The sequence below is a fragment of the Aeromonas sp. 160P genome (genome assembly GCF_055193095.1).
This window is the reverse complement of sequence record NZ_JBUXKV010000001.1, coordinates 1481167-1506731: the sequence shown is the minus strand read 5'-3', so window position 1 is coordinate 1506731 and position 25565 is coordinate 1481167. Positions and strand designations below refer to the sequence as shown.

The window sequence follows — 25565 nt, the reverse complement described above, 5'->3', positions numbered from 1 at the left end:
GGCGCGGCTGGCTGTGGCAGAATAGGCGCCGATTTCCCGCTCGTCACAGAAGGTTCCCATCGCTTTGTCCCAGCTCCCCATCGTTTCGGTCTTGCCCGAACTCTTTGCCGCCCTCGACAGCCACAGCAGCGTGATCCTGCAGGCGCCCCCCGGCGCGGGTAAATCGACCCTGCTGCCACTGGAGCTGGTGCGCCAGAACCGGCTGCCCGGCCGCATCATCATGCTGGAGCCAAGACGGCTGGCGGCGCGCAATATCGCCAGTTTTCTGGCACGCCAGCTGGGGGAGAAGGTGGGCGAGCGCATTGGCTTGCGGGTCCGTGGCGAGAGCCGCACCAGTGGCCAGACCCGGCTCGAGATCGTCACCGAAGGGGTGTTGACCCGGATGTTGCAGCAAGACCCGGAGCTGACCGGTGTCTCGCTGGTGATCTTCGATGAGTTCCACGAACGCAGCCTGCATGCCGATACCGCGCTGGCCTTCGCCATCGAGAGCCAGCAAGGGCTGCGCGATGACCTCAAGCTGCTGGTGATGTCCGCCACCCTGGATGGCATGGCGCTCGAGCGCCTGTTGCCGGATGCCCCTGTGGTTCGCTCCGAGGGGCGCGGTTTTCCCATCGACTACCACTACCGCCCCGCCAACCGCCAGCAGTGGCTGGAGCCGCAGGTCGGCGCCGTGGTGCTCGAAGCGCTGGCCGCCCACCGCGGCAGCCTGCTGGTATTTCTGCCGGGACAGGGGGAGATCGAGCGGCTGGCGCAATGGTTGGCAGACAAGCTGCCGGACGATGTGACCCTCGCCCCCCTCTACGGTCGCCTCGACATGGCGGCCCAGCAGGCAGCCATCGAACCCGCGCCAGCGGGCCGTCGTAAGCTGGTGCTCACCACCAATGTGGCGGAGACCTCCCTCACCATCGAGGGGATCTCGGTGGTGATCGACAGCGGGCTGGAGCGGCGCGCCTCGTTTGATCTGAAAAGCGGCGTCACCCGACTGGAGACCCGCCAGATAGCCAAATCCTCCGCTACCCAGCGGGCAGGCCGCGCCGGTCGTCTCGGCCCCGGTGTCTGCTACCGACTCTGGAGCAGCGAGGTACAGGAGCGGCTCGCCGAGCAGAGTCCGCCCGACATCCTGACCCAGGAGCTGACCGGCCTGCTGCAGGACGCAGCCCAGTGGGGCGCCAAGGTGGAAGATCTGCCACTGCTGGACATGCCCCCCGCCGCTGCGGTGGCCAACGCCCAGCGGCTGCTGGTGGCCCTTGGCGCCATGAAGCCGGAGGGTGAGCAACAACTTACTGCCGCTGGCCGCGCCATGGCCGCCTTCGGTACCCATCCTCGCCTCGCCCGCATGCTGCTGCGGGCCCGCGAACTGGAGTCCGGGGGTCTGACAGGGATTGTCGCCGATGCCGCATATCTGGTGGCGTTGCAGGAAGAAGATATGCGAGGCTCGGAACGCCTCTCGGTGCTGTTCCACCGCCGTCAAAGCGCCCTGCGGCAGGGGGCCGCCCGCTGGTTTGAACGGCTTTGCACCCGCCCTGCCAATGCGCAGGGCCAGTGGCTGGGGCTGCTCTGCGCCCTCGCCTGGCCGGATCGTATCGGCAAGCTGCGCAGCGGCAGTCGCTATCAACTCAGTGGTGGGGTGAGCTGCGATCTGGTAGAAGGTCATCCCTGTCAGGGACAAACAGCCCTGATCGCCATCGAGATGGGGCAGAACGATCGCGGCAGCCGGATCTTTATCGCCGAACCGGTCGATCTGGACGAGCTGGTACGCCTGCTGCCGGAGCTGGTGAGCGAGCGGCAGTGGTTCGACTGGGATGAACGGGAAGAGCGGGTGCGCGCCGAACGCCAGCTGGTGTTAGGCGAACTGGTACTGAGCCAGCGACCGCTGACCGAACTCTCTGACGAGCAGAAAGGGCGCTGCCTGCTGCAAGGCATTCGCCGCAAGGGGCTGCATGTGCTGCCCTGGGACGAGATCAGCGAAGGGCTGCTGGCCCGTTTGCGCTGCGCCCACGACTGGCTGCCCGATGAGGAGTGGCCCGCCATGGATGACGAGAGCCTGTTGGCCGGACTGGAACAGTGGCTGCTACCGGCGGTGAGTGGCATGACCCGGCTGGAGCAGCTGAAAAAGCTCAACCTCGGCGACATTCTGCGCCAATCCCTGCCCTGGCCGCTGCCCAAGCGACTGGACGAGGCGCTGCCGAGCCACTTTGCTGCGCCGACCGGCAGCCGGGTGCGGATCCGCTATCAGCCGGGGCAGGCACCGGTGATCCCGGTGCGCATTCAGGAGATGTTCGGGCAAGGTTCGACCCCCTGCGTGGCCGATGGCCGAGTGCCGCTGGTGGTGGAGTTGCTCTCCCCCGCCCAGCGGCCGCTGCAGATCACCGCCGATCTGGCCGCCTTCTGGGCTGGCTCCTACGAGCAGGTGAAGAAAGAGATGAAGGGGCGCTATCCCCGCCACTACTGGCCGGACAATCCGCTGGAGGCGATGCCGACCAAGGTCATCAAGAAGAAGATGGGGTTGTAGGTTCGATGAACGAAATCTCACCGACCATTTGATGGATAATCGGCCGCGATCGTTCGATTACGCCGCGATGGCAACACAACGAATAATGACGAACAGGTAAAGAGGAACCATGGCAACCCAACGACGCAAGAGCCCCCCCAAGAAGGCAGCTCCCAAACGCACCATCTGGCGCAAGCTGTTCTGGCTTGGCTTCAAGCTCTCCCTGGTGGTGGCGGCCTTTATGGTGGTATTCGGCATCTATCTGGATACCAAGGTGCGCGAGCGCTTCGACGGCGAGAAGTGGCAACTGCCGGTGATGGTCTACAGCCGCCCGCTGGAGCTCTACCCCAGCCAGCGTATCTCCCAGGCCCAGATGCTGCGCGAACTCAACATGCTGAGCTACAAGCAGGTGCGTCAACCCCATACCCCCGGCGAATACAGCATCAATGGCAACCGTATCGAGCTGATTCGCCGCCCGTTCCAGTTCTATGACGGGGCCGATGGTGCCCGTGGCCTGCGCCTCACCTTCAACGGTCCGCGTCTTGAGGGGATCCAGTCGCTGGAGAACCAGCGCCAGCTCGGTTACGCCCAGATGGACCCGGTGCTGCTCGATCGCCTCAACACCGAGGATCGGGAAGATCGCCTGCTGGTCCGCCTCGCCGAGGTGCCCGACAGCCTGCTGGTGACCCTGCTCACCACCGAGGATCGCGACTTCTACCAGCATGGCGGCGTCTCGCCGGTGGCCATCATCCGCGCCATGGCGGCTAACCTGCTGGCGGGCCGTACCGTGCAGGGGGGCAGCACCCTCACTCAGCAGTTGGCCAAAAACTTCTTCCTGACCCGTGAACGCAGCCTGTGGCGCAAACTGCAGGAAGCCTATATGGCGGTGCTGATCGACTATCGCTACAGCAAGGACGAGATCCTCGAGTCTTACCTCAATGAGGTCTATCTGGGGCAGAACTTCTCGCAAGGGGTCTACGGCTTTGGCCTCGCCTCCTACTTCTATTTCGGTATTCCGGCCAACGAGCTGGATATCGATCAGGTAGCCCTGCTGGTGGGGCTGGTGAAGGGCCCCTCCTATTACGATCCCTGGCGCTTCCCGGAGCGGGCCAAAACCCGCCGCGATCTGGTGCTGAAACTGCTGATGGATCACGGCAGCCTGCAACCGGCCGAGTATGATCTGGCCAGCCGCCAGCCCCTCGGCATCATCGCCCGTGGCCAGATGAGCTATGGCCGCACCCCGGCCTTTATGGGGCTGCTCAAGCGGGAGATCCAGAGCCGCTTCGGTGCCGATCTGCTCAAACAGTCTGGCCTCAAGATCTTCACCAGCCTCGACCCTATCGCCCAGCATGCGGCCGAGCAGGCGGTCGAGTTCGGCCTGCGCGATATCGAGAAGCTGCGTGGCAAGAAACGCCTCGAAGCCGCCATGGTGGTCTCTGACTGGCATAAAGGGGAAGTGGTGGCGCTGGTGGGTGGCCGGGATCCCCGTTACGCCGGTTTCAACCGGGCGCTGGATGCCCGCCGCCAGATTGGCTCCCTGGTCAAACCGGCGGTCTATCTGACTGGCCTCTCTAACGGTCTGACCCTGGCGACCCCGCTCAAGGACCAGCCGATCCGCATTCGCGGTCAGGATGGTCAGATCTGGACACCACAAAACTACGATCGCAAGTTCCGCCAGAGCGTGCCGCTGATGGATGCGCTGGCCAGCTCCCTCAACGTACCGACCGTCAATCTGGGTCTGCAGGTCGGGTTGGAGAAGGTGGTGGATACCCTGCACAAGCTGGGAGTCCAGCAGGAGATCCAGCCCTATCCATCGCTGGTGCTGGGGGCGGTGGCCCTCTCGCCGATGGAGGTGAACCAGATGTATCTGCCCATCGCCAATCAGGGGCTGACCCAGCCGCTGTCGGCGATCCGCGCCGTGGTCAATGGGGATGGTGCCCTGCTCTATCAGCATGATCAGACCGCCAAGCGGGTCACCGACCAGCAGGCGAGCTGGCTGACCCTGTTCGCCATGACCAAAACGGTGAGTCAGGGCACGGCCCGCGCGCTCAGTGCCAAGTTCCCCGGTGCCACCATGGCCGCCAAGACCGGCACCACCAACGAGCTGCGCGACTCCTGGTTCGCCGGATTGGACAACAACGAGCTGGTCAGCATCTGGGTCGGTCGCGACGACAACACCCCGGCGGGCTTGACCGGTGCCAGCGGCGCCCTGCAACTCTTTAGCGGCTACATGAGCCAGCGCGGCGTCAACAGTCTGGGGCTGAAGATGCCGGAAGGGGTCAGCTGGGCCAACTTCTCCCGCGCCAGCGGTACCCACGTCACCAACGGCTGTCCGGGTAGCCTGCAAGTACCGGCCAAGACCGCCACCATGGGATCTCCGGCCGGTTGTGCCAGCAGCTCACCGCGCAGTGCACTGGATGACCTGCTCGGTAGTTTCTTCAACTAAATCAACAGGACGGGCAGCACAGGCTGCCCGTTCACTATGCTGCTGACAAGGAAGCACTATGACCTTTCCGCTGTTTGACGCCATTCACCATGTGGCCATCATCGCCAGCGATTACCAACGCTCGCGCCACTTCTACCACCAGGTGCTGGGGCTACCCATCATCGCCGAGACCCTGCGCGAAGCACGCCAGTCGTGGAAACTGGATCTGGCCCTGCCGGATGGCAGCCAGCTGGAGCTGTTCAGCTTCCCTGTCACCCCCAGCCGCCCCTCCACGCCCGAAGCCTGCGGTCTGCGCCATCTCGCCTTTCGGGTCAGCGATCTAGACCGGGTCATCGCCCATCTGCTGACTCATCAGGTGGCGGTAGAGCCGGTGCGGGTGGACGAGCTGACCGGCAAGCGCTTCACCTTCTTCGCCGACCCCGACGGCCTGCCGCTGGAGCTCTACGAAGCGCCACGCTGAGTCTGCGTCAGCCAAACAATCGGCCAAACAATCGGCCAAACAAAAAGCCGCCCGGCGAAACCGGGCGGCTTGGTCATTGATAAAGCGTTATCAGGCGGTGGTCAGCATGGCGACGGCCAGCGCCATCACCATCATGCCAGCCCAGCCGATGGGCTTGAGTCGCTCACGGAAGATGAGCAAACCACCCAGTGCGGTACCCAGAATACCGATGGCACCCCAGGTGGCGTAGGCCACGGCAAGGTCAATCTTGCCACTGCTAACCACTTCGGAGAGCAGGGTAAAGGCTCCCAGTACCAGCACAATCCCCAACACGCCCCACCCTTTGTAGCGGAACCCCCGCGAACGGTTGATCGCCATATTGGCACCGATATCCAGCAGGGCTGCGCCAAACACGATAATTAACGGGTGCATACCGCCTCCTTCGCATTATTCGTTTCACTGCTGGTCACCGGGTCATCATGGGTTTCGCCCATGGTCACCATAACAATACCCACTATTGCCAGCGCCAGACCGATTAGCTCCTGAGCGTTCAGGTTGTAATCGAGGAACAGCACGGAGACGACGGTGATCAGTGCAATCCCCAACCCCTCCCACAACGCGAACGCAATACCAATGGAGATTGTTTTGGCGGCTTTGGCCAGTAACAGGTAGGAGATCGAGATCAGTACCCACATCGGCAGGTAATTCATCCATCCCGCGGCGTCCTCAGGGATCATCGCCATACTGGAGGTCCCCGCCACTTCGGTGATGATGGCGCCCGTCAAAAATATCCGCGCTAAAAGCATGCGACTGATTAACATATGTTTTCCTTTAATTGCTGCGACGGGAGAGATGATAGCCGCAGTCACAACGCGGGCAGGAATCGCTGAGCGTCGATTTATCAGACGCTTACAGTTTGCCTTGCTATCAGAGGTCGGGCTAAGGTGGTGCTAGAACACTCCGTCATGACGCATCAGCATGAAGCTTTATCAGATAGAACTCTTTGTAGAATCAGCCAACAGTGGCTCCATCGCCAGTACAGCCCGGCGTATTGGCAAGAGCCGCAGCGCCGTCAGTACTGCCATCGCAGCTCTTGAAGTCGAGCTTGGCGTCGAACTTTTTGAACGCGGCGCCAACCAGAGTCGGCTGACCGAGATCGGGGAGCTGGTGCTGGATGACTGCACCCGCCTGTTGCAGGCAGCCAACAGCCTGCAACAGAAGTGCGAGCATTACGCGTCGGGGGCCGAGGTGGCGCTGCGGATCGCCCGCGATGATGCCATCCCCGAACAGGTGTGGCGCGAGCTGCTGGCCGCCTTGCACAGCCAGTTCCCCGGAACCAGCATCTCACTGGTACTCGCCTCCCCGCCCGAACTGCCCGCGCTGGTGGAAGAGGGCTTCGTCGACGCCGCTTTTGGCCTTATCACCGAGGATCAGGAGCGCAGCGGCCTCAATATCGACGTGCTCAACCCGATCCGTACCATGATGGTGGTGGCCCCCAGCCATCCGCTGGCCAGCCTGAAGCGGGTGTTGCAGCAGGATCTGACCGAGCATACTCAGGTCACTCTCTCATATGTGGATGAATTTTCTGTAAAAAGCCTGCTGCCGGTTGGCGGCAAGCATATCGGCCTCTCCAGCTTCGAGCTGATGCGCAATGCGGTGCTGGACGGGCTGGGCTGGGCGGTGCTCCCCTCGCCACTGATCCAGAGCCAACTGCGACAGGGCTCCCTGCTGACCCTGAAACACAAGTTCAGCCTGCAGTGGCGGGACTATGGCGTCTATCTGGCGGAAAACGCCTATCACGGCAAGGTATTGGCCTGGCTGAAGAAATCGATCCAGACATACCTGGAGCCCTTCGAATAGGGATAAAGAGGTGGAGCCAGCTCACGATATAGACGTATCTTGGTGATCCCGCGAGGGGGGATCATGCATACTGTTCAGATACTCATTGAACGCCTGGAGGCGGATCCGATATGAGCAGTGCCCAAGACAAGGACGACATCTGGCTGGACGACGACATCATCGAACTCGACGACGACGAGGTCGTAGTCCCCAAGGCACTCAACCCATGGCAAGTGCTGATCGTGGATGATGAGCCAGACATTCATCACGCCACTCGCCTGGCCCTCTCCAACATTCACTACAAATCCCGCCCGCTGGAGCTACTCAATGCCTACAGCGGCGCCGAAGCTGGCCGCATGCTGGAGGCCAACCCCAAAATTGCGCTGATCCTGCTGGATGTGGTGATGGAGACCGAAGATGCCGGTCTGCGGCTGGTGCACCGGATCCGCAACGAAATGCACAACTCGCTGGTGCGGATCGTGCTGCGTACCGGCCAGCCCGGCCAGGCCCCCGAGCAGCGGGTGATCCTCGATTACGACATCAACGACTACAAGACCAAGACCGAGCTGACGGTACAAAAACTGTTTACCACCGTCATCGCCTCCCTGCGCTCTTACGAGACCCTCAGCGCCATCGATAAAAGTCGCCAGGGACTCGGCAAAATTTTGGAAGGGGCGGGTGATCTCTATCACCTGCATTCGCTCAAGGAGTTTGCCTCCGGCGTACTGAAACAGATCAGCGCCATTCTCGATGTGGGCACCGAGGGGGCTATCTGTGCCGAGCGCCGTCCCGGCGAGCTGGGGCTGGAGATCCTGGCAGCAACAGGTGACTACGAGACCTTATTGGACGATGGCAAGATCACCGACTTCCCCACCCTCAACGACTCGGTGAGCAAAGCCTTGGCAGCGCGCTGCAACCGCTTTGAACACCCGCAGGACTCCCTCTATATCGCCGCCCAAAATGGCCGGGAGTTCGTGTTGAGCTTCACCCCGACCCAGCCTCTTGACCCACTCGAGTGCGATCTGCTGGATGTCTTCTGCCAACGAATTTCGGCCGCATACGACAATCTCTACCTCTACAATCAGCTGCTGCGCGCCCAGGAAGCAACTGTGGTGGCGCTGGCGGCATTGGCGGAATTTCGCGACTCTGACACTGGCGATCACGTATTGCGAGTCCAGAAACTCTCCGATGCACTGGTGGAAGAGCTGCAACAGATGGCGGCGTTTCCCGAGCAGCTGACCCCGGAGTTTGTCGAAATGATTGGCATGGCCTCCATCCTGCACGATGTGGGCAAGGTGGGCACCCCGGATCATATTCTGCACAAGCCGGGGAAATTTGATCCGCCCGAGCGAGTCATCATGGAACAACACGCCGGTATCGGTGCCGATATCTTGCACAAGGCGGGGGAGATGGTGGAGGGCACCAGTTATCTCTCGCTGGGGGCCGAAATCGCCCGGGGCCACCATGAACATTTCGATGGCAAGGGCTATCCACAACAGTTAGCTGGCCAGCAAATTCCTCTCTCGGCCCGCATCGTGGCGGTGGTCGACGTATTCGATGCCCTGCTCAGCAAGCGCCCTTACAAAGAGCCCTGGACGCTGGCGCAAACCATGGAGTATATCCAGTCCCGTTCCGGCACCCAGTTCGATCCTCATGTAGTGACAGCCCTGTCGCGGCTGGTCAACGAATCGAGGCTCCCCTACTCGCTCTGACCCCCTTTGCTCGCAACTCACCATGCCATGCCGGTGGCCAAAGCCACCGGCATGGCATCAAAACAGCCGCTTTGTTGCATTCCACACACATCAAACCGCCGCAAACCAGAGACATCGCCCTTCTTTGTCCGCGATAGCCGCTGAAATATGGTCATTTAACATCACATCGCTATAATATCGCCCTGCAAACCTGATACTAACAACGAAGGAAAAATCATGAGCCTGAACCTGGTACCGGCTGGCAAGAGCCTGCCCGACGATATCTATGTCATCATCGAGATCCCGCAGAATGCCGACCCGATCAAATACGAAGTCGACAAAGACAGCGGCGCAATTTTCGTCGATCGCTTCATGTCCACCCCGATGTTCTATCCGTGCAACTACGGCTACGTGAACGCGACCCTCTCTCTGGATGGTGACCCTGTCGACGTACTGGTTCCGACCCCTTACCCGCTGCTGGCTGGCTCTGTCATCCGCTGCCGCCCGGTCGGTGTACTGAAGATGACCGACGAGTCTGGCGAAGATGCCAAGATCGTTGCCGTGCCGCACTCCAAGCTGACCAAGCAGTACGACCACATCAAGGATGTGAACGATCTGCCGGAACTGCTGAAAGCCCAGATCCAGCACTTCTTCGAGCGCTACAAAGAGCTGGAAGCAGGTAAATGGGTCAAGGTTGAAGGTTGGGGCGACAAGGCCGCTGCCGAAGCCGAGATCGTCACCTCTGCCGAGCGTTACGCTGCCAAGTAAGCGCTGCTCTGGATGGAAAAAAGGCGCCTTATGGCGCCTTTTTTGTGGGTATTTGCGGCAGCTGACCGGCCGCATCTCCGGCAGGATTGCCCTGAATGTATATTTCACGGCCATCTTTCTGGTAGGGGCGATAGTAGTCGCCACCGCAGCGATAACCACCGCCCGGCTGGCTCATCAGCTCGCAGTTGACCGGCAACACCTCCAGCCACTTGATGGCCTGCTGATAGCGCAACCACTCCTGCCATTCATGTTCGCGCGCCAGCTGATCGCGCAGCGCAAAGGTATCCCCAATAGACAGCCCCTGGTTGACGATCACCTGACCCGCCATGGCCGGCAGGCTCAGTAACCCCCACACCGCTATGATCCAAGGCTTCATGTTCCCTCCTGCGTGACTTAATTTCACAATTAAATTAAAAGTGACATCAATCTGTTATCCAGATCACAAAACGAAACTTCACCAAAGTGCTGCCGCCTCACCTAGTTGTTAATTATCGTCCACGGCAGGAAGCACCACCATGAAGCCGATCCCGACCCTGTTGCTCAGCCTCACTCTCGGCACAACGTTTGGCACCACTGCTAATGCCAACGAGATCAACATGAGCTGGCAGTGGCAATCCACCGATGGTCAGCGCAAGCACTTCCAGCTGACCACTGACGATCAGGTGATTGCGGCCAGTCGTCACGAAATGAGCCTGCTGGACGCCTCCCTCACCAATCCGCTGGAGACCCTCTACGCCTATATCAGCCCGCGGCTCTACAACAGCATCAACCTGATCAACCAGAGCAGCCCGGAGACCGCCACCAAGTTTCGCAATCTGGAGCAGGCATTCACCCTGCGTGATGACAGCACGGAATCAATGCTGTTCTGGCAAGCCTATCAGCAGTATCAGGAAGATGCTTTTTACCAGATGAAAGTGGTGCCCTGCGTCCACCCCAGCAATCGCAAGTTGCCTTGCGTACGACCCGATTACTCCCAGCTCTTCTACCACTTCAAGGGCCAACTCAAACCGCTGGCACAGCAGTTTGCCGCCAAAGATCTCAGCACCAGCGTCAGCCTGCTGCAGGAGTGGCTGAACGCCATACCGACCCAACCAGAACAGCTGAGTCAATTCGCATCGCCACTGCAAGCCCTGCAGGACAACAAGGCCGACAGCGACGAAAAGGCGCTGTTAATGGCCAGCCTGCTGGCGGAATTGGCCCCGCAATATGTGCTCAGCATCATTTATCCGAACATCAGCATCGGCAGCGTCTCCCCTGCCTGGCTCGCCATTACGGCAGATAGTGGCGTACCCGGTGATGTGGTGGTGATCAACAATCAGCGCCATGTGCTGCTGACCGGCTCGTCCCTGCTGGCCCAGCAGATGACCATGGCCAAGATCCCCCTCATCAGCGAATCGCTCTACTGACGCTGACACCTCAGACCAGCAGCCAATTCATTGATTTTTATCGATGTCATGCCATCCTAACCGCCCTTGCCAGCCAACCTCCTGACTGGCGGGGCACAGACGCTTCTGAATTGCGATCTTATTTAACACTTTTTAAACAGATCCGATCAGTTTAGGATGAAGCTCGCCCATTCCCTCAATCCGAAACTCGTTATAACATAACAAATGGAGTGTCATCAGGATGAAACATCTGGTACTTACTTTGGCGCTGCTGCCATCTCTGGTCTTTGCTCACAACATCAAGGATGGCAACCCGGTACCGCTGGTCAATGTCAGTGATCAGGGTGAGCTGGTACTCAGCGGCAAGGATATCGGCTACCAGCCATGGCAGAGCCAGTCTCTCACTGGCAAGGTGTTCATGATCCAGCATATTGCCGGTCGCTCCAGTGCCAAGGAGCTGAACGCCCCGATGATCGAGGCGATCAAGGCGGCCAAGCTGCCGCAGGACAAGTACCAGACCGTCACCATCATCAACAGCAATGACGCCATCTGGGGCACCTCCGGCTTCGTAAAGAGCAGCGCCGAGGATAGCAAGAAAGAGTTCCCCTGGTCCGCCATGGTGCTGGATGCCAAGGGCATGGCACGCAACGCCTGGGATCTGACGCCGGAAAGCTCGGCGATCATCCTGCTGGATAAAGAGGGCAAGGTGCTGTTTGCCAAAGATGGCCCGCTCGATGCCAACAACATTACTACCGTGATGGGGCTCATCAAGTCCCATCTCTAAGTCAGAGAGAAAGGGCGCTGATGGCGCCCTTTCCATAAGGGTCTATGGGTCGTATCAAGCTGAAAATCTGGATCTTGCTGCTGGGCTGGTTATGGCTGCAGCCTGCCCTTGCCCGGCATCAGCTTGAATCCGCCCTGCCCGGCCACGACGACCATCACTGTCTGGTTTGCGCCCTCCATCTGGATGGCAAGCAAGTCATCACCGCAACCCCCTATTGTTTCCCCAGTGCGACTGCCGTTCTGCCCGTTGTTGCAAGCATGCAACTATCGGCCAACTCTGCCGCACTCCACAGTTATGCCATCCGTGCGCCGCCAGCCTCTGCTTTTCTCTATCCATTTGTTTAATTTGGCTATTTTTTTGAAAAAGGATTAAAGATGAAAGCAGTTACTCTGTTGCTGGCCGCTGCGGCCTTTGGCGCACACGCAAATCACGACGAACACGAGAGCCACAGCCACGGCGCCCACGAGCATGGCCACGGCCACCTCAATCTGGTGGTCGATGGCGACCAGCTGATGATCGAGCTGCAAGCCCCCGCGGCCGATCTGGTGGGCTTCGAGCACGCCGCCAAGAGCGATGAAGAGAAGGCGCAGTATGCCAAGGCGGTCGCCCGCCTCCAGCAGCCTGACGCCCTGTTCCGCTTCGACCCGGCCGCTGGCTGCAAACTGACCAAGCAGGAGCTGCAGGCCGCCAAAGAAGAGCATGATCACGACCATGACCATGACCATGACCATGACAAGGCTGCCAGCGACGAACATGATCACCACCATGATCATGGCGAAGCGGGTCACGCCGATCTGGGCGCCATGTACACCTACACCTGCGCCACGCCGGCTAAACTCACCGGCCTTGAGGCGACCCTGTTCAGTGTCTATCCGAGCCTTGAGAAGCTGAGCGTGCAGGGGATCCTGCCCACCGGCCAGACCGCTGGCGAGCTGACCCCGTCCGCCAACAAGCTGAGCTGGTAACACCATGAAAAAAGCCGTGGTTGAGATCCGCGATCTGGCCTTTGCCTGGCCGGGTCATGAAGTTGTACTCGATCTGCCCGCCCTCACCATCAACGAAGGTGAGCGGGTCTTTATCAAGGGCCCGTCGGGCTCCGGCAAATCGACCCTGCTCGGGTTGCTGGCCGGGATCCAGACCGCCAACCACGGCACCCTGGAGGTGCTGGGCCAACCATTGGCCCAGCTCTCTGGCCGTGCCCGTGACCACTTCCGGGCGGCCAATCTGGGTTATATCTTCCAGCAGTTCAATCTGCTGCCCTTTCTCTCGGTGCAGGACAACGTTACCGCTGCCCTCACCTTCTCCCCCGAAAAGCGGGCCCGCCTGCAGGGCAGTCCGGAGCAGGAGGCGCGCCGTCTGCTGGCAGAGCTGCAACTGCCGGACGACGCACTGCATCGCCCCGTGCATGCCCTCAGCATCGGCCAGCAGCAACGGGTTGCCGCCGCGCGGGCACTGATCGGCTCGCCGCCGCTGGTGATCGCCGACGAGCCCACCTCGGCCCTCGATACCGATAACCGGGCGGCCTTTATCAAGCTGTTGTTCGAGGAGTGCGACAAGCAGGGCTCGACCCTGATCTTCGTCAGCCACGACCCCTACCTCGAACCCCTGTTCCCGCGGGTTGAAAATCTGCAACAGCTCAACAGGAAGGCCACATGCTGATCACCCATCACCACTGCATAGCCCTGATCAACCCCATGTGCACCCACGCGGTACGACCACAAAACCGGAGGGCATCATGCTAAAGCTCGCCCTGCAAAGTCTCTGGGCCCGCCGCCTCACCGCCGGGCTCACCCTGCTGGCCGTCGCCATCAGCGTCACCCTGCTGCTGGGGGTGGAACGAGTGCGCACCCAGGCGCGCGAAAGCTTCTCCAACACAGTCTCGGGCACTGATCTCATCGTCGGCGCCCGCTCCGGTCAGGTGAACCTGCTGCTCTACTCGGTGTTTCGCATCGGCAACCCCACCAACAACGTGGGATGGGACTCCTATCAGGCCATCAAGCAGAAACCCGGCGTTGCCTGGACCATCCCCCTCTCCCTCGGTGACTCCCACAAGGGATTTCGGGTACTCGGCACCAACGGCGACTACTTCACTCACCTGAAGTACGGTCAGCAACAGTCGCTGCAACTGCGGGAGGGGCGACCGTTCGAGACGCCATTTGAAGCGGTGCTCGGCGCTCAGGTGGCCGAGAAGCTGGGCTATCGGCTCGATCAGGCCATCGTCATCGCCCACGGCGCTGGCAATACTTCGTTTAGCCAGCACGACAATCTGCCGTTCAAGGTGGTGGGAATTCTGGCGCCCACCGGCACCCCTATCGATCGCACCATCCATGTGCCGCTGGCGGGGATCGAGGCGATCCATCTGGGCTGGGACACCGGCCGCCACAGCAAGAACGTGACCGCCGAGCAGGCGCTGGCGCTGGATCTCACCCCGAAAACCATCACCGCCTTTATGGTGGGCTTGAGCAACCGCATTCTGGCGTTCCAGCTGCAGCGCAGCGTCAACACCTATGCCAAAGAGCCGCTGATGGCGATCCTGCCCGGTGCCGCCCTGCAGGAGCTGTGGAGCCTGATGAGCGTGGCGGAAACGGCGCTGTCGGTGATCGCCGGTTTCGTGGTAGTGGCGGGTCTTATCGGCATGCTGACCACCTTGCTGGCGGGGCTCAACGAGCGGCGCCGGGAGCTGGCCATTCTGCGATCCCTCGGCGCGGGCCCTGCCCACCTGTTCCTGCTGCTGGCGCTGGAGGCGATGGCGCTGACCACGGTCGGCATCCTCCTCGGGGTCGCCGTGCTCTATCTGGGGCAGGGGCTTGCCACGCCATGGCTGCTCAGCCACTATGGCCTGCAATTAAGCTTGGGGCTGCCGAGCACCTACGAATGGCAGTTGCTGGGGGTGGTGTGGCTGGCAGGCATGGTGATCGGCCTGCTCCCGGCAGCCCGCGCTTACCGCTACAGCCTGAGCGATGGCATGAGTATTCGCGTCTAGCGAGACGCCAAAAATAGAAACAGAAGGACAGATGATGAAGTGGAAAATAGTGGCGCTGCTCGCCAGCCTGCTGGTGCTGCCCGCCATGGCCGCCGATTACAAGACCATCGACTGGGATGTGCTGATCCCGGAAGGGGAGCGGCTGTTGCCACCCCCGCAGGTCAATCACGAAGATCCCATGTCGATGCCGCAGCCGGTGGGGGGAGTGAACAAGAAGCTGGACAACCAGGATGTGCGCATTCCGGGCTTCGTGGTACCGCTGGAAGGGGATGCCAAGAAGATCACCGCCTTTCTGCTGGTGCCCTACTTCGGCGCCTGCATCCATGTGCCGCCGCCCCCCACCAATCAGGTGATCTATGTGAGCTACCCCAAGGGTGCGCCGGTGGATGATCTGTGGGATGCCATTTGGGTAAAAGGCAAGATGCGCACTATCAGCTCCAGCCACGAGATGGCCACCGCCTCCTACTCGATGGAAGCGGTCGAAGTGAGCGTCTACGAGGAGTAATCCTCCTGTTGAAAAAAAAGCGGCCTCCACGGAGGCCGCTTTGTTATCTTGGCCTCAGGGTTGGAGTAACATTCATCTCCTGAACCTGTGCTAATGGAGTCAGCATGGCAGACCTCCCGCCCCCCAAGAAAGAGAGTTCGATCCTGAGCAGTCAGGAGCAGACCCTGCGTCTGGCCCGCAGTCGTGGTATCGACGGCATGCTCACCCGCAACAGCGACAGCACCTTTGAACAGCGCGCCACCTTTCGCCATCTGGCGGATCAGGCCGCCCGCCAGCGCAATCTGGAAGCCATCATGGTGATGGCCGCTCGCCACTGCGAAGAGACGGCAGCCGGAGGGGAGATGGACAGCGACTGGCTGACCCGCTTCCTGCATCTGGCGGAAGATATCAGCATGGTGCCGATGCAGCAGCTGTGGGGGCGGATCTTTGCGCTGGAGATAGCCACCCCGGGCCGCTTCTCCATCCGGGCGCTCTCCACCCTCAAAGAGATGACCCAACGGGAGGCCCAGCTGTTCCAGCGCATCTGTTCGCTGACCTGCCGCTACACCGGCAGTGACGAGCAGCGGCTGCTGCTGGGGCTACACAAGGGGGCCAGTTTGCTGAGCCGCGCCAAGGCAACCCGGCTCGGCCTTGGCAAATACCGGCTGCCCTACAACGCCCTGCTGCAGCTGTTCGAGCTGGGTCTGCTGCACCGCGGCGAGCTGGAATCCGGCCCGCTGCCCGCCGATGGGGTCGAGCTGGAATTCGGCAACCAGCGCTGGCGGCTGCAGTGCAAGCAGCACAACATCACCCTGCTCTACTACCGGCTCACCCCGGTGGGCAACGAGCTCGCCCAGCTGCTGCAAGAGTCGCCGCTGGAGGAGTACCTGCAGGATCTGAAAACCGTGCTGGTGCAGAGCATCCAGATCGAAGTGATGCAGCTGGCCAGCGAGACCACACCGCATACCCCTGACGCAGCCCCCTGATCGTCGATGGGGCAACACGCCCAGCGACTCCCCGTAGATCCCGCTCACTGCACCTCACTCAGCAAAGTGAGGTGCAAAATGCAGCTCTCCTCGTCTCTCGCTGCCCGTTTTTTGCACATTGCAACGGCAGCACCGCCACTATCACTGGCTGCGCCCCTTTATTGACACAAAAATCACTTGATGTGATTGATGGCCCGCCCTTTGCACCAGGTCTTGATACAGTTCAAAACTTAACCACCACAGCTCGGGAGCAAGGCCATGAGAATCAATCAACCGGTTACCCAAAGGGAACGCCTCTATCCAGACCACCAGAGCCTGATCTCCACCACGGATCTGGAGAGTCGCATCACTTATGCCAACGACGAGTTCTGCGACATTGCAGGCTTCTCGCTCGATGAGCTGACAGGGGAACATCACAATCTGGTGCGCCACCCGGACATGCCGAAACAGGCCTTCGCCGATCTGTGGAACCATATCCGTGATGGCAAGAGCTGGATGGGGCCGGTGAAAAACCGCTGCAAAAACGGTGACCACTACTGGGTCAGTGCGTTTGTCACCCCCATCAAGGATGCCAGTGGCCGGGTGGTGGAGTATCAATCTGTGCGCACCGCACCGAGCGAAGAGATCAAACAGCGGGCCGAGAAGGTCTATGCCGACCTGCGCAATGACAAGCTGCCGCTGGCACTCAAGCTGCCTACCTTCTCCCACACCCTGGCCATCAACCTCTGCCTGCTGCTGAGCCTGCTCGCCATGTTTGCGCTGGGTTACAACCTCGAGATGGACTGGCAACTGGCGCTGGTCGCCCTCCCGCTGGCGGTGGCCGCCGTGACCCTCAATGCCCTCTCCCGCCGCCTTGGCAAGCTCAACAAAATGGCCCGCAGCCGCTTTGACAACCCGCTGATGCAGCTGCTCTACACCAGCAAGGTGGACAACATCGCCGCCATCGAACTCTCGATGCTGCTCAATCAGGCCGAATTCAATGCCGTGCTGGCCCGCACCCAGCAGACTTGCAGCAAGATCCTGCAGGCCGCCGAGGGGGATCTGCGCAACGCCGAATCGATCACCGACAACCTGCAACAGCAGCAAGCCGAAACCAATCAGGTGGCGACCGCCGTTACCGAAATGTCGGAGTCAATCCGCGAGGTCTCGCAAAGCACCAGCGACTCCTCCAGCCTGCTGGATGAGACTGCCGTGCTGTTCAAAAGCGGCAACAGCAGCGTGGCCGAAACCGTGGCCGCCGTGGCCGGTATGAACAGCGAGCTGACCACCTCCAAAACCGTCATCAGCGCCCTGGTCAGCCACTGCCGCGATATCGACGGCATCCTTGATGTGATCAACAACATCGCCAACCAGACCAATCTGCTGGCCCTCAACGCGGCCATCGAAGCGGCGCGAGCTGGCGAAGCGGGCCGCGGTTTCTCTGTGGTGGCCGACGAAATCCGCTCGCTGGCCATCAAGACCCAATCCTCGACCAGCGAGATCCAGAAGATGATCACCGAACTGCAAAGCAGCTCGGGCCAGGCAGAACAAGCGATGGAGAAAGGGTGCCAGCTCGCCGACAGCTGCCAGCAGAAGGCATCGGCCACCGGCGCGGTACTGCAGCAGATCAACAACATGTTGCAGCAGGTCGCCTCCGGCAGTAGCCAGATTGCCCAGGCGGTGCAGGAGCAATCCCACGTCACCGCCGAGATCAACCGCAACGTGCTCAGCATCAAGACCCTGGCCGATGACTCTAGCGTCGGCAGCCAGCACGCCGTGCACGGCATCACCCAGCTGGTGACCCAGTTGAGCGACCTCGACCGGCTGGTGCGCCAGTTCCAGAAAACCGCCCCGGCCACCCAAAGCCGCTATGAAGCAGCGGCCACCCGCGCAGTGCCGCTACGCCAAGCGAGATAATCACCACACAAACAATCACCGCAGAAAAACCCTATGGGCCCGCAGGCCCATAGGGTTTTTTAGTGCCCGCCAATAAGCTGGCGAGACTGCCGCTTCCCCGTCCGATTTCCCTCTGCGCTGATGGCCGCCGTTGTTGGGTGGTCATATCGCCGTCCGTTATTTATTAATTTATTGATCTTGCTCAGAAAACCGTCCGCTTGCGCTTTCCACACCAGCCCCGTTCGGTAACATAGCCGCTTGGCAACCTCTCGTTGGAATCAGCCATGAGCCAAGCCAGTGCCAAAACGCAGGTAAAAAGCAGCAAGCTGGAGGCTGAAATTCAGGGGCGGTAGCGTGTGTTTTGTAGGTTGATGCAGAGCGCAGCCAAGCCCAACCGACGAACATGATCACGTCAGCCAGAGCGGGATAAACATGGGTTGGGTTGATCGGTAAAATAAATTTGCATATACCTTTCACGGTAAACGTTGGGCTTCATTTCGTGTAGGTTGGCGCAGAGCGTAGCGAAGCCCAACAGACAAGCATGATCACCTCAACCAGAGCGGGATAAACATGGATTGGGTTGATCGGTAGAACAAATTTGCAGATACGTTTCGCGGTAAACGTTGGGCTTCACTTCGTTCAGCACCAACCTACGATTTTTAGCCCAATATACGAGATAGCTATTCAGGAATTTCATCTAGAACAGTAAAGGCATGCTTATAGAAACACAGTCTACTCGGACAGCCAACAGTGCATCTTCGCTCTGTTTCTTGCTGCCGATTATATTGAATCGTCATAACAATAAGGCGGAGAAATTTGAATGGCATTTGTAGAACCGATAACGATAAAAGAGGCGATTGACAGTGTACATAAGAAAGTTTATCTGCTTCCGGCCATTCAGCGTGAATTTGTTTGGGGGACGGATCAGATAGAACGGCTTTTTGATTCATTGATGAGGGATTACCCCATAAGTTCATTTTTATTTTGGGAGGTTGAGAAAGAGAATATCAAGAATTTTCAGTTCTATGAGTTTGTTCGTGAGTACCACGAGCGAGACAACACACATAATCCAAAAGCAGATATAAGTGGCGAGAGTGGAATAACCGCTATATTAGATGGTCAACAGCGCCTTACATCTTTATATATAGGACTAAAAGGAACTTATTCCTATAAACTCCCTCGAAAGAGATGGGATAATGATACTGCATTCCCGAAAAGAAAACTATGCCTTAATCTACTTTCACGGTCAGAGGATGCTGACTTTGTATATGATTTTAAATTCTTAACAAAAAATGAACGTCAGCAACCCGATGGTGATCATTTTTGGTTTATTGTGGGTGATATTCTTGACCTCGAAAAACCTGCTGACATAAATAAATATCTAATCAAAAATGGTTTGCTCAAGGTCGAAGAAGATAAAGCTGAATTTGCAAACGAAGTTTTATATAAATTATGGGAAATTGTCCATAAAAATAAATCTATAAATTTCTTTTTGGAAAAAGATGGGAGTTTAGATAAGGTTTTAAATATTTTCATTCGCGTTAATAGTGGAGGAACTCAATTAAGTTACTCTGATCTCTTACTCTCTATAGCGACTGCACAATGGAAAGAAAAAGATGCCAGAGAGGAAATTACAGCATTTGTAGATGAAATCAACTCAATAGGTGATGGCTTCAATATTAACAAAGATTTTGTATTGAAAAGTTGTCTCGTTATATCTGGCTTTAGGGATATAGCATTTAAAGTAGATAACTTCAACCAAGAAAATATGCTTTCCATTGAAAAACAATGGGACGACATAACTAAAGCTATCAGATCTGCTATTGTATTGATTTCAAGCTTTGGTTATCACAGAGAGACACTAACCTCAAATAATGCATTGATACCTATAGCAGGATATCTATATAAAATAGGCAGTCCAGAGAATTTTTCTGCGTCAGCAAAATATCAACATGAACGGCAAAAGATTTTTAATTGGCTTGTGATGGTACTTTTGAAAAGAACATTTAGTGGGCAACCAGATAATGTTCTTAGGCCTATTCGTGAGGCTATCAACGCCTCTGAAGATGGGTTTCCACTTATTGATATAATCAATAAACTGAAGGGTGGGGCTAAAGCAATATCATTTGATGATGATGAAATAGACAATCTTTTGTATTATCAATATGCACAAGCATATACTTATTCTGTGCTTGCATATATCTATCCATCACTTGACTTCAGAAATAAATTCCACCAAGACCACATATTCCCAAAAAAACTATTTACTCGAAAGCGGCTTGAGAAACGAGGAATAAATCCAGACGACATCGAATTCTATCTCGACAACTATAATTACCTAGCTAATTTACAGCTACTTGAGGGCATTCCTAACCAAGAAAAATCTGGGAAGGAATTTGATGCTTGGATAAAAGAAAAATTTCCTAATGAAAAGGATCGAAAAGCATATATGGAAAAACACTATATCCCAGATGTTGACCTTACATTAGACAACTTCAGACAATTTATAGAAGAAAGAGAAAAAATGCTCGTAATGGAGTTTAAGAAGTTACTAAAACGCAATATAGCATAACGCATAAGTTGAAAAACAATAAACAAGGGGGCAAACGCCCCCTTGTTTATCAATATTCGGTGCTAACAATCAACCTCAGTCGATCAATCCCCGCAGCCTTAGAGCAGTCAGCAACTCATCCACCAACACTTCCACCGGCTTACCGGCATTCAGCAGATGAATTTCCGGTTGCTCGGGCGCCTCATAGGCGGAGTCGATGCCGGTGAAATTGCGAATTTCCCCTGCCCGCGCTTTTTTATAGAGCCCCTTGGGGTCGCGCTCTTCACAGACGGCGAGCGGTGCATCGACAAACACCTCGACAAACTCCCCTTCCCCCAACAGATTGCGCACCAGCTCCCGCTCGGCACGAAACGGCGAGATAAAGGCGGTGAGCACGATCAGGCCCGCATCCACCATCAGCTTTGCCACCTCGCCGACCCGGCGGATATTCTCCTGACGGGCAGCATCATCGAATCCGAGATCGCCACAGAGGCCGTGGCGCACATTGTCGCCATCCAGCAGATAGGTGTGTTTACCCTCTGCCGCCAGCGCCTGTTCCAGCGCCCCCGCCAGGGTCGATTTGCCTGCCCCCGACAACCCGGTAAACCAGATCACCAGCGGCTTTTGCCTCTTCAATTCGGCCCGGCTTGCCTTGTTCACGGCATGGTCGTGCCACACGATATTACTCATTCAAACTCCTTGCGAGGCATCAGGCTCATCCACATTGGGAAGGAGCCAACGACCCCCTCGCCCTAGCCCTCTCCCTGAGGGAGAGGGAACACTGACTCCCTGCTCCCTCTTTTCTCGGTGGGATCAGGCCCCTCACCCCCTCTTCCAAAGGGAGAGGGAATATTTGCCCCCTCCAAGGGAGAGGGCACCTGGCGCTATTGCTTGTCGCTGTCGTTGCCGATGGCCAGCGCCTGCCAGTGGGGGAAGTGCTTGCGTACCAGCGCGTTGAGCTCGATTTCAAACTCGCTGTAGTGCCCTGCTTTACCCGCAAGAGTCACCGCTTTAGCGGCCAGACCTTCCACTATCATGCCGGCGCCGACGGTGACGTTGGTCAGCCGGTCAATCAGGATAAAGCTGCCGGTATCGCGGATCTCCCGATACGGGTCGAACGCCACCGGGTCGGTCAGGCTCAGCTCGCACAGGCCGATCTCGTTGAGCTTGAGCTCGCTGGCGGGCAGTTCGTCCAGCTTGTTGATCTCGATGCGGTGACGGATGGCCTCCACCTGACCGCGACTCTTCTTGGTCGCCAGCTTGACGTCGTAGACCCGGCCCGGTTGCAGGGACTCCTCCCCCATCCAGACGATATGGGCCAGCACATTCTGGGTCACTTGCGGCTGCTTGGCGGCATCCACCAGCAGGTCGCCGCGGCTGATGTCGATCTCGTCGGCAAAGGTGACCGTGATGGCCTGACCCGGCAGGGCGTACTCCAGATCCCCGTCGAAGGTGACGATGCGAGTCACCGTGCTCTCTTTGCCGGACGGCAGCACTGCAAGCCGGTCGCCCACCCGCAGGATGCCTGAAGCCAGCGTGCCCGCGAAGCCGCGAAAATCGAGGTTGGGGCGGTTCACATACTGCACCGGCAGGCGCACCGGATGACGCTCCAGCTCGCGCTCCGCATTTTGTATCACATCCGCAGACTCCAGCAGGGCCAGCAGGGTTTCGCCCTGATACCAAGCCAGTTTGTCGCTTTGGTTGACCACGTTGTCGCCATCCAGCGCCGAGACCGGCACGATCTGGATGGTATCGACGCTGAGCTTCTTGGCAAACTCGCGGTAATCGGCACTGATGCGCTCGAACACCTCCTGACTGAACTCCACCAGATCCATCTTGTTGACCGCCACCACGAACTGCTTGATGCCGAGCAGGCTCGCGATAAAGCTGTGGCGGCGGGTCTGATCCAACACGCCTTTGCGAGCGTCGATCAGAATGATGGCCAGATCGCAGGTGGAGGCGCCGGTCGCCATGTTGCGGGTGTACTGCTCATGGCCCGGGGTATCCGAGATGATAAATTTGCGCTTGGCGGTCGAGAAATAGCGGTAGGCCACGTCGATGGTGATGCCCTGCTCGCGCTCGGCTTGCAGGCCGTCTACCAAGAGCGCCAAGTCCAGCTTCTCGCCGGTGGTGCCGAGCTTCTGGCTATCGGACTCCAGCGCTTTGAGCTGATCTTCATAAATCTGCTGGGAGTCGTGCAACAGGCGACCGATCAGGGTGCTCTTGCCGTCATCCACGCTGCCGCAGGTGAGAAAACGCAGCAGACTCTTGTGCTGCTGGGCGTGCAGATAGGCTTCGATGCCCTGTTCGGTGATGGCGGTCTGAATATGGCTGTTCATGCTGACGACTCCTTAGAAATATCCCTGACGCTTCTTCTGCTCCATGGAGCCGGCCTGATCGTGGTCAATCAGCCGCCCTTGCCGCTCGCTCGAGGTGGTGAGCAGCATCTCTTCAATAATTTCCGGCAAGGTGGTGGCGGATGACTCGATGGCCCCGGTCAACGGGTAGCAGCCGAGGGTGCGAAAGCGCACCAGCTCCTGCTTCACCTCATCCTCGGCGCTCAGCGGCATGCGATCGTCATCCACCATGATCTTGATGCCGTTACGCTCCACCACCGGACGATGGGCAGCGAAGTAGAGCGGCACTATGTCGATGTTCTCGAGATAGATGTATTGCCAGATATCGAGCTCGGTCCAGTTGGAGAGCGGGAACACCCGGATGCTCTCCCCCTTGTTGACCTGGCTGTTGTAAACCCGCCACAGCTCGGGACGCTGGTTCTTCGGATCCCAGCGGTGAGACTTGTCACGGAAGGAGTAGACCCGCTCCTTGGCACGGGACTTCTCCTCGTCGCGGCGGGCGCCACCAAAGGCGGCGTCAAAACCGTATTTGTTGAGCGCCTGCTTGAGCCCCTCGGTCTTCATGATGTCGGTGTGCTTGCCGCTACCGTGATCAAAGGGGTTGATGCCCATGGCAAGCCCTTCCGGATTCTTGTGGACGATCAAATCCAGCTCGTACTTTTTGGCGGTCTCGTCGCGGAACTTGATCATCTCCTTGAACTTCCAGTCGGTATCGACATGGAGCAAGGGGAAGGGGATCTTGCCCGGATAGAAGGCCTTGCGGGCCAGATGCAGCATGACGGAGGAGTCCTTGCCGATGGAGTACATCATCACCGGGTTTTCAAATTCGGCAGCCACCTCGCGGATGATATGGATGCTCTCGGCTTCCAGCTGCTGCAAGTGCGTCAATCTTTCACGGTCCATGTTGGTCCTCGGGTCATTGCTTATGCGCCTGCTCGGGGCGCTGGGTGGTTCAGTGCGCGGCCGCACCGGCAGCCGCATCAAATATCTCTGTCTGGGTCAGGCCAGCTGCACCAGCTTGAGGTCGCAGCCATCGAGATCCGGGTTAGCGCGCAGCTGCTGGCCGCTCTTTTCCCCGCTTTTTTCTCCAAACCAGGCGAGCCGCTCGCGCAGGGCAACCACTTCGCCGATGACGATAAGTGACGGGCTCACCGCCTGTTTGGCCAGCTCGGCCAAATCGGCCAGCGTGCCGGTCAGCACCCGCTGACGGGATGTGGTGCCGCGCTCGATGATGGCGATGGGGGTGGCTTGGCTTCGGCCGTGATCCACCAGCTGCTGCTGGATATGCTCGGAGCGCATCAGCCCCATGTAGATCACCAGAGTCTGGTTGGTTGAAGCGAGCTGCTGCCAGTCGGGCTCCTTGCCCTCTTTCTGGCCATTTTGCTTGCAATGCCCAGTGATAAAGACGGCGCTCTGGGCGTAATCACGGTGAGTGAGCGGAATACCGGCATAGGCGGTGGCACCGGCGGCGGCCGTGATGCCAGGCACCACCGAGAAGGGGATGCCTTCGTCAGCCAGCACTTCCAGCTCCTCGCCACCACGGCCAAACATAAAGGGATCGCCCCCTTTCAGCCGCACCACCCGATTACCCGCCTTGGCGTATTCCACCAGCAGGCGATTGGTCTCCTCCTGCGGCACGCTGTGGGCGCCCGCCTTCTTGCCAACCGACACCAGAGTGGCGTCACGGCGCACCAGATCGAGGATCTCAGGCGAGACCAGCTGGTCGTAGAGCACCACTTCGGCTTGTTGAATTTGTTGCAGTGCCTTGAGGGTCAACAGGCCCGGATCACCGGGGCCCGCGCCCACCAGCACCACTTCCCCCACTTCGCTGTTCGCATGGTCGAGCCCATCGCTCAGCCACTGCTCGGCACCTTGCCAATCCTCTTTCTCAATCAGACTGGCGAGGGTGTTGGAGGCAAAGGCGCGCTCCCAGAAGCGGCGACGGTCGGAGATGGATGAGAGCACCCGCTTGGCCTTGTCACGAACCCGACCGGAGAGCTCGGTCAGCCCGCCGAGATGGCGCGGCAGCAGGCTCTCCAGCCGCTCACGCAGCAGGCGCACCAGCACCGGCGCCTTGCCGCCGCTGGAGACTGCCACCATCAGCGGCGAGCGATCGATGATCGAGGGGAAGATAAAGCTGGAGCGTTTGGGATCATCCACCACATTGACGAACAGCCCCAGCTGGTTGGCGCTTTGATAAACCAGCGCGTTGACTTCGAGGCTGTCGGTGGCGGCCACCACCAGGATCTGACCCGCCAGATGGGCCGGGGTGAAGCGTTCCGCCAGATGGGTGATACGACCGGCAAATTCCGAAAATTCCGGTTCAAGCTCCGGGGAGACAATAGTCAGCCGGGCACCGGCCGCCAGCAGCAGGCGCGCCTTGCGCAGGGCCACTTCGCCCCCGCCCACCAGCAGTACCGGGCGGCCTTCCAACTTGGCAAACATAGGTAAATAATCCATTTCGGCCCATCCCTCGGAACACGACT

The 25565-nt window shown here is 58.7% G+C and carries 23 protein-coding genes; 16 read left to right on the top strand and 7 right to left on the bottom strand.

Annotated features, from left to right (window positions below; translation table 11 throughout):
* The first annotated feature begins 64 nt into the window (after nt 1–64).
* The 3 genes from hrpB (at nt 65) to gloA2 (ending at nt 5397) form a co-directional block, all read left to right on the top strand.
* Nucleotides 65–2512, top strand: a complete 2448-nt coding sequence (gene hrpB, locus ACY8FN_RS07170) for an ATP-dependent helicase HrpB (RefSeq protein WP_463099593.1) — start codon at nt 65–67, stop codon at nt 2510–2512.
* Nucleotides 2513–2621: 109 nt separating this feature from the next.
* The gene (gene mrcB / locus ACY8FN_RS07165; RefSeq protein WP_098970503.1) at nt 2622–4937 is read left to right on the top strand and encodes a penicillin-binding protein 1B; all 2316 of its coding nucleotides are present in this window, start codon (nt 2622–2624) and stop codon (nt 4935–4937) included.
* A 58-nt stretch (nt 4938–4995) separates the two neighbouring features.
* The gene (gene gloA2 / locus ACY8FN_RS07160; protein ID WP_139690880.1) at nt 4996–5397 is read left to right on the top strand and encodes an SMU1112c/YaeR family gloxylase I-like metalloprotein; all 402 of its coding nucleotides are present in this window, start codon (nt 4996–4998) and stop codon (nt 5395–5397) included.
* 90 nt (nt 5398–5487) lie between these two features.
* Here gloA2 and ACY8FN_RS07155 read toward each other — a convergent pair whose 3' ends face one another.
* Both ACY8FN_RS07155 and ACY8FN_RS07150 read right to left on the bottom strand, forming a co-directional pair.
* On the bottom strand, nt 5488–5808 hold the full coding sequence (locus ACY8FN_RS07155; RefSeq protein WP_139690879.1) for an SMR family transporter: 321 nt from the start codon (nt 5806–5808) through the stop codon (nt 5488–5490).
* A complete protein-coding gene (locus ACY8FN_RS07150; protein ID WP_139730238.1) occupies nt 5796–6197 on the bottom strand; it encodes an SMR family transporter in 402 nt (133 codons plus the stop codon). The genes ACY8FN_RS07155 and ACY8FN_RS07150 overlap by 13 nt, the downstream gene beginning before the upstream one ends.
* Nucleotides 6198–6354: 157 nt before the next feature.
* Here ACY8FN_RS07150 and ACY8FN_RS07145 point away from each other — a divergent pair, with 157 nt between their 5' ends.
* The 3 genes from ACY8FN_RS07145 to ppa all read left to right on the top strand — a co-directional run bounded on the left by ACY8FN_RS07145 (nt 6355) and on the right by ppa (nt 9674).
* Entirely contained in the window at nt 6355–7236 is an 882-nt protein-coding gene (locus ACY8FN_RS07145; RefSeq protein WP_463099592.1) for a LysR family transcriptional regulator, read from the top strand.
* A 110-nt stretch (nt 7237–7346) separates the two neighbouring features.
* Nucleotides 7347–8927, top strand: coding sequence for a DUF3369 domain-containing protein (locus ACY8FN_RS07140; protein ID WP_463099591.1), 1581 nt, complete (start codon nt 7347–7349; stop codon nt 8925–8927).
* A gap of 216 nt (nt 8928–9143) precedes the next feature.
* The gene (gene ppa / locus ACY8FN_RS07135; RefSeq protein WP_005313216.1) at nt 9144–9674 is read left to right on the top strand and encodes an inorganic diphosphatase; all 531 of its coding nucleotides are present in this window, start codon (nt 9144–9146) and stop codon (nt 9672–9674) included.
* A 28-nt stretch (nt 9675–9702) separates the two neighbouring features.
* Here the strand turns inward: ppa and ACY8FN_RS07130 are convergent, their stop codons facing one another.
* The gene (locus tag ACY8FN_RS07130; protein ID WP_438579694.1) at nt 9703–10050 is read right to left on the bottom strand and encodes a hypothetical protein; all 348 of its coding nucleotides are present in this window, start codon (nt 10048–10050) and stop codon (nt 9703–9705) included.
* A 139-nt stretch (nt 10051–10189) separates the two neighbouring features.
* On the opposite strand from ACY8FN_RS07130, the gene ACY8FN_RS07125 reads away from it, so the two are divergent.
* The 10 genes from ACY8FN_RS07125 to ACY8FN_RS07080 all read left to right on the top strand — a co-directional run bounded on the left by ACY8FN_RS07125 (nt 10190) and on the right by ACY8FN_RS07080 (nt 20743).
* Complete coding sequence (locus ACY8FN_RS07125; RefSeq protein ID WP_463099590.1) at nt 10190–11080, top strand: hypothetical protein; 891 nt, start codon at nt 10190–10192, stop codon at nt 11078–11080.
* Between the two features lie 220 nt (nt 11081–11300).
* Nucleotides 11301–11843, top strand: coding sequence for a YtfJ family protein (locus tag ACY8FN_RS07120; protein WP_463099589.1), 543 nt, complete (start codon nt 11301–11303; stop codon nt 11841–11843).
* 44 nt (nt 11844–11887) lie between these two features.
* Nucleotides 11888–12187, top strand: a complete 300-nt coding sequence (locus ACY8FN_RS07115) for a DUF2607 family protein (protein WP_101315627.1) — start codon at nt 11888–11890, stop codon at nt 12185–12187.
* A gap of 30 nt (nt 12188–12217) precedes the next feature.
* Complete coding sequence (locus tag ACY8FN_RS07110; RefSeq protein ID WP_463099588.1) at nt 12218–12808, top strand: DUF2796 domain-containing protein; 591 nt, start codon at nt 12218–12220, stop codon at nt 12806–12808.
* Nucleotides 12809–12812: 4 nt separating this feature from the next.
* Entirely contained in the window at nt 12813–13502 is a 690-nt protein-coding gene (locus ACY8FN_RS07105) for an ABC transporter ATP-binding protein (protein WP_463099587.1), read from the top strand.
* Between the two features lie 76 nt (nt 13503–13578).
* Entirely contained in the window at nt 13579–14826 is a 1248-nt protein-coding gene (locus ACY8FN_RS07100; RefSeq protein ID WP_463099586.1) for an ABC transporter permease, read from the top strand.
* Nucleotides 14827–14857: 31 nt separating this feature from the next.
* The gene (locus ACY8FN_RS07095; protein ID WP_463099585.1) at nt 14858–15331 is read left to right on the top strand and encodes a DUF3299 domain-containing protein; all 474 of its coding nucleotides are present in this window, start codon (nt 14858–14860) and stop codon (nt 15329–15331) included.
* 104 nt (nt 15332–15435) lie between these two features.
* Nucleotides 15436–16296, top strand: a complete 861-nt coding sequence (locus ACY8FN_RS07090; RefSeq protein ID WP_463099584.1) for a TIGR03899 family protein — start codon at nt 15436–15438, stop codon at nt 16294–16296.
* A gap of 258 nt (nt 16297–16554) precedes the next feature.
* Nucleotides 16555–18192, top strand: a complete 1638-nt coding sequence (locus ACY8FN_RS07085; RefSeq protein ID WP_463099583.1) for a methyl-accepting chemotaxis protein — start codon at nt 16555–16557, stop codon at nt 18190–18192.
* 799 nt (nt 18193–18991) lie between these two features.
* Nucleotides 18992–20743: a GmrSD restriction endonuclease domain-containing protein gene (locus ACY8FN_RS07080; protein ID WP_463099582.1), complete on the top strand. Its 1752-nt coding sequence runs from the start codon at nt 18992–18994 to the stop codon at nt 20741–20743.
* A 75-nt stretch (nt 20744–20818) separates the two neighbouring features.
* Here the strand turns inward: ACY8FN_RS07080 and cysC are convergent, their stop codons facing one another.
* The 4 genes from cysC to cysG form a co-directional block, all read right to left on the bottom strand.
* Nucleotides 20819–21412, bottom strand: coding sequence for an adenylyl-sulfate kinase (gene cysC / locus ACY8FN_RS07075; RefSeq protein ID WP_463099581.1), 594 nt, complete (start codon nt 21410–21412; stop codon nt 20819–20821).
* A 194-nt stretch (nt 21413–21606) separates the two neighbouring features.
* Nucleotides 21607–23061 (bottom strand): sulfate adenylyltransferase subunit CysN, encoded by a 1455-nt coding sequence (gene cysN / locus ACY8FN_RS07070; RefSeq protein WP_463099580.1) that lies wholly within the window; start codon nt 23059–23061, stop codon nt 21607–21609.
* A 12-nt stretch (nt 23062–23073) separates the two neighbouring features.
* On the bottom strand, nt 23074–24006 hold the full coding sequence (gene cysD / locus ACY8FN_RS07065; RefSeq protein WP_463101137.1) for a sulfate adenylyltransferase subunit CysD: 933 nt from the start codon (nt 24004–24006) through the stop codon (nt 23074–23076).
* A gap of 72 nt (nt 24007–24078) precedes the next feature.
* A complete protein-coding gene (gene cysG / locus ACY8FN_RS07060) occupies nt 24079–25539 on the bottom strand; it encodes a siroheme synthase CysG (RefSeq protein WP_463099579.1) in 1461 nt (486 codons plus the stop codon).
* Nucleotides 25540–25565 lie beyond the last annotated feature (26 nt).

Excerpts from the sequence above, each read along its gene's own strand:
- mrcB (WP_098970503.1), top strand. The coding sequence starts at position 2,622 with ATGGCAACCCAACGACGCAAGAGCCCCCCCAAGAAGGCAGCTCCCAAA.
- gloA2 (WP_139690880.1), top strand. The coding sequence starts at position 4,996 with ATGACCTTTCCGCTGTTTGACGCCATTCACCATGTGGCCATCATCGCC.
- ACY8FN_RS07155 (WP_139690879.1), bottom strand. The coding sequence starts at position 5,808 with ATGCACCCGTTAATTATCGTGTTTGGCGCAGCCCTGCTGGATATCGGT.
- ACY8FN_RS07150 (WP_139730238.1), bottom strand. The coding sequence starts at position 6,197 with ATGTTAATCAGTCGCATGCTTTTAGCGCGGATATTTTTGACGGGCGCC.
- ACY8FN_RS07145 (WP_463099592.1), top strand. The coding sequence starts at position 6,355 with ATGAAGCTTTATCAGATAGAACTCTTTGTAGAATCAGCCAACAGTGGC.
- ACY8FN_RS07140 (WP_463099591.1), top strand. The coding sequence starts at position 7,347 with ATGAGCAGTGCCCAAGACAAGGACGACATCTGGCTGGACGACGACATC.
- ppa (WP_005313216.1), top strand. The coding sequence starts at position 9,144 with ATGAGCCTGAACCTGGTACCGGCTGGCAAGAGCCTGCCCGACGATATC.
- ACY8FN_RS07130 (WP_438579694.1), bottom strand. The coding sequence starts at position 10,050 with ATGAAGCCTTGGATCATAGCGGTGTGGGGGTTACTGAGCCTGCCGGCC.
- ACY8FN_RS07125 (WP_463099590.1), top strand. The coding sequence starts at position 10,190 with ATGAAGCCGATCCCGACCCTGTTGCTCAGCCTCACTCTCGGCACAACG.
- ACY8FN_RS07120 (WP_463099589.1), top strand. The coding sequence starts at position 11,301 with ATGAAACATCTGGTACTTACTTTGGCGCTGCTGCCATCTCTGGTCTTT.
- ACY8FN_RS07115 (WP_101315627.1), top strand. The coding sequence starts at position 11,888 with ATGGGTCGTATCAAGCTGAAAATCTGGATCTTGCTGCTGGGCTGGTTA.
- ACY8FN_RS07110 (WP_463099588.1), top strand. The coding sequence starts at position 12,218 with ATGAAAGCAGTTACTCTGTTGCTGGCCGCTGCGGCCTTTGGCGCACAC.
- ACY8FN_RS07105 (WP_463099587.1), top strand. The coding sequence starts at position 12,813 with ATGAAAAAAGCCGTGGTTGAGATCCGCGATCTGGCCTTTGCCTGGCCG.
- ACY8FN_RS07100 (WP_463099586.1), top strand. The coding sequence starts at position 13,579 with ATGCTAAAGCTCGCCCTGCAAAGTCTCTGGGCCCGCCGCCTCACCGCC.
- ACY8FN_RS07095 (WP_463099585.1), top strand. The coding sequence starts at position 14,858 with ATGATGAAGTGGAAAATAGTGGCGCTGCTCGCCAGCCTGCTGGTGCTG.
- ACY8FN_RS07090 (WP_463099584.1), top strand. The coding sequence starts at position 15,436 with ATGGCAGACCTCCCGCCCCCCAAGAAAGAGAGTTCGATCCTGAGCAGT.
- ACY8FN_RS07085 (WP_463099583.1), top strand. The coding sequence starts at position 16,555 with ATGAGAATCAATCAACCGGTTACCCAAAGGGAACGCCTCTATCCAGAC.
- ACY8FN_RS07080 (WP_463099582.1), top strand. The coding sequence starts at position 18,992 with ATGGCATTTGTAGAACCGATAACGATAAAAGAGGCGATTGACAGTGTA.
- cysC (WP_463099581.1), bottom strand. The coding sequence starts at position 21,412 with ATGAGTAATATCGTGTGGCACGACCATGCCGTGAACAAGGCAAGCCGG.
- cysN (WP_463099580.1), bottom strand. The coding sequence starts at position 23,061 with ATGAACAGCCATATTCAGACCGCCATCACCGAACAGGGCATCGAAGCC.
- cysG (WP_463099579.1), bottom strand. The coding sequence starts at position 25,539 with ATGGATTATTTACCTATGTTTGCCAAGTTGGAAGGCCGCCCGGTACTG.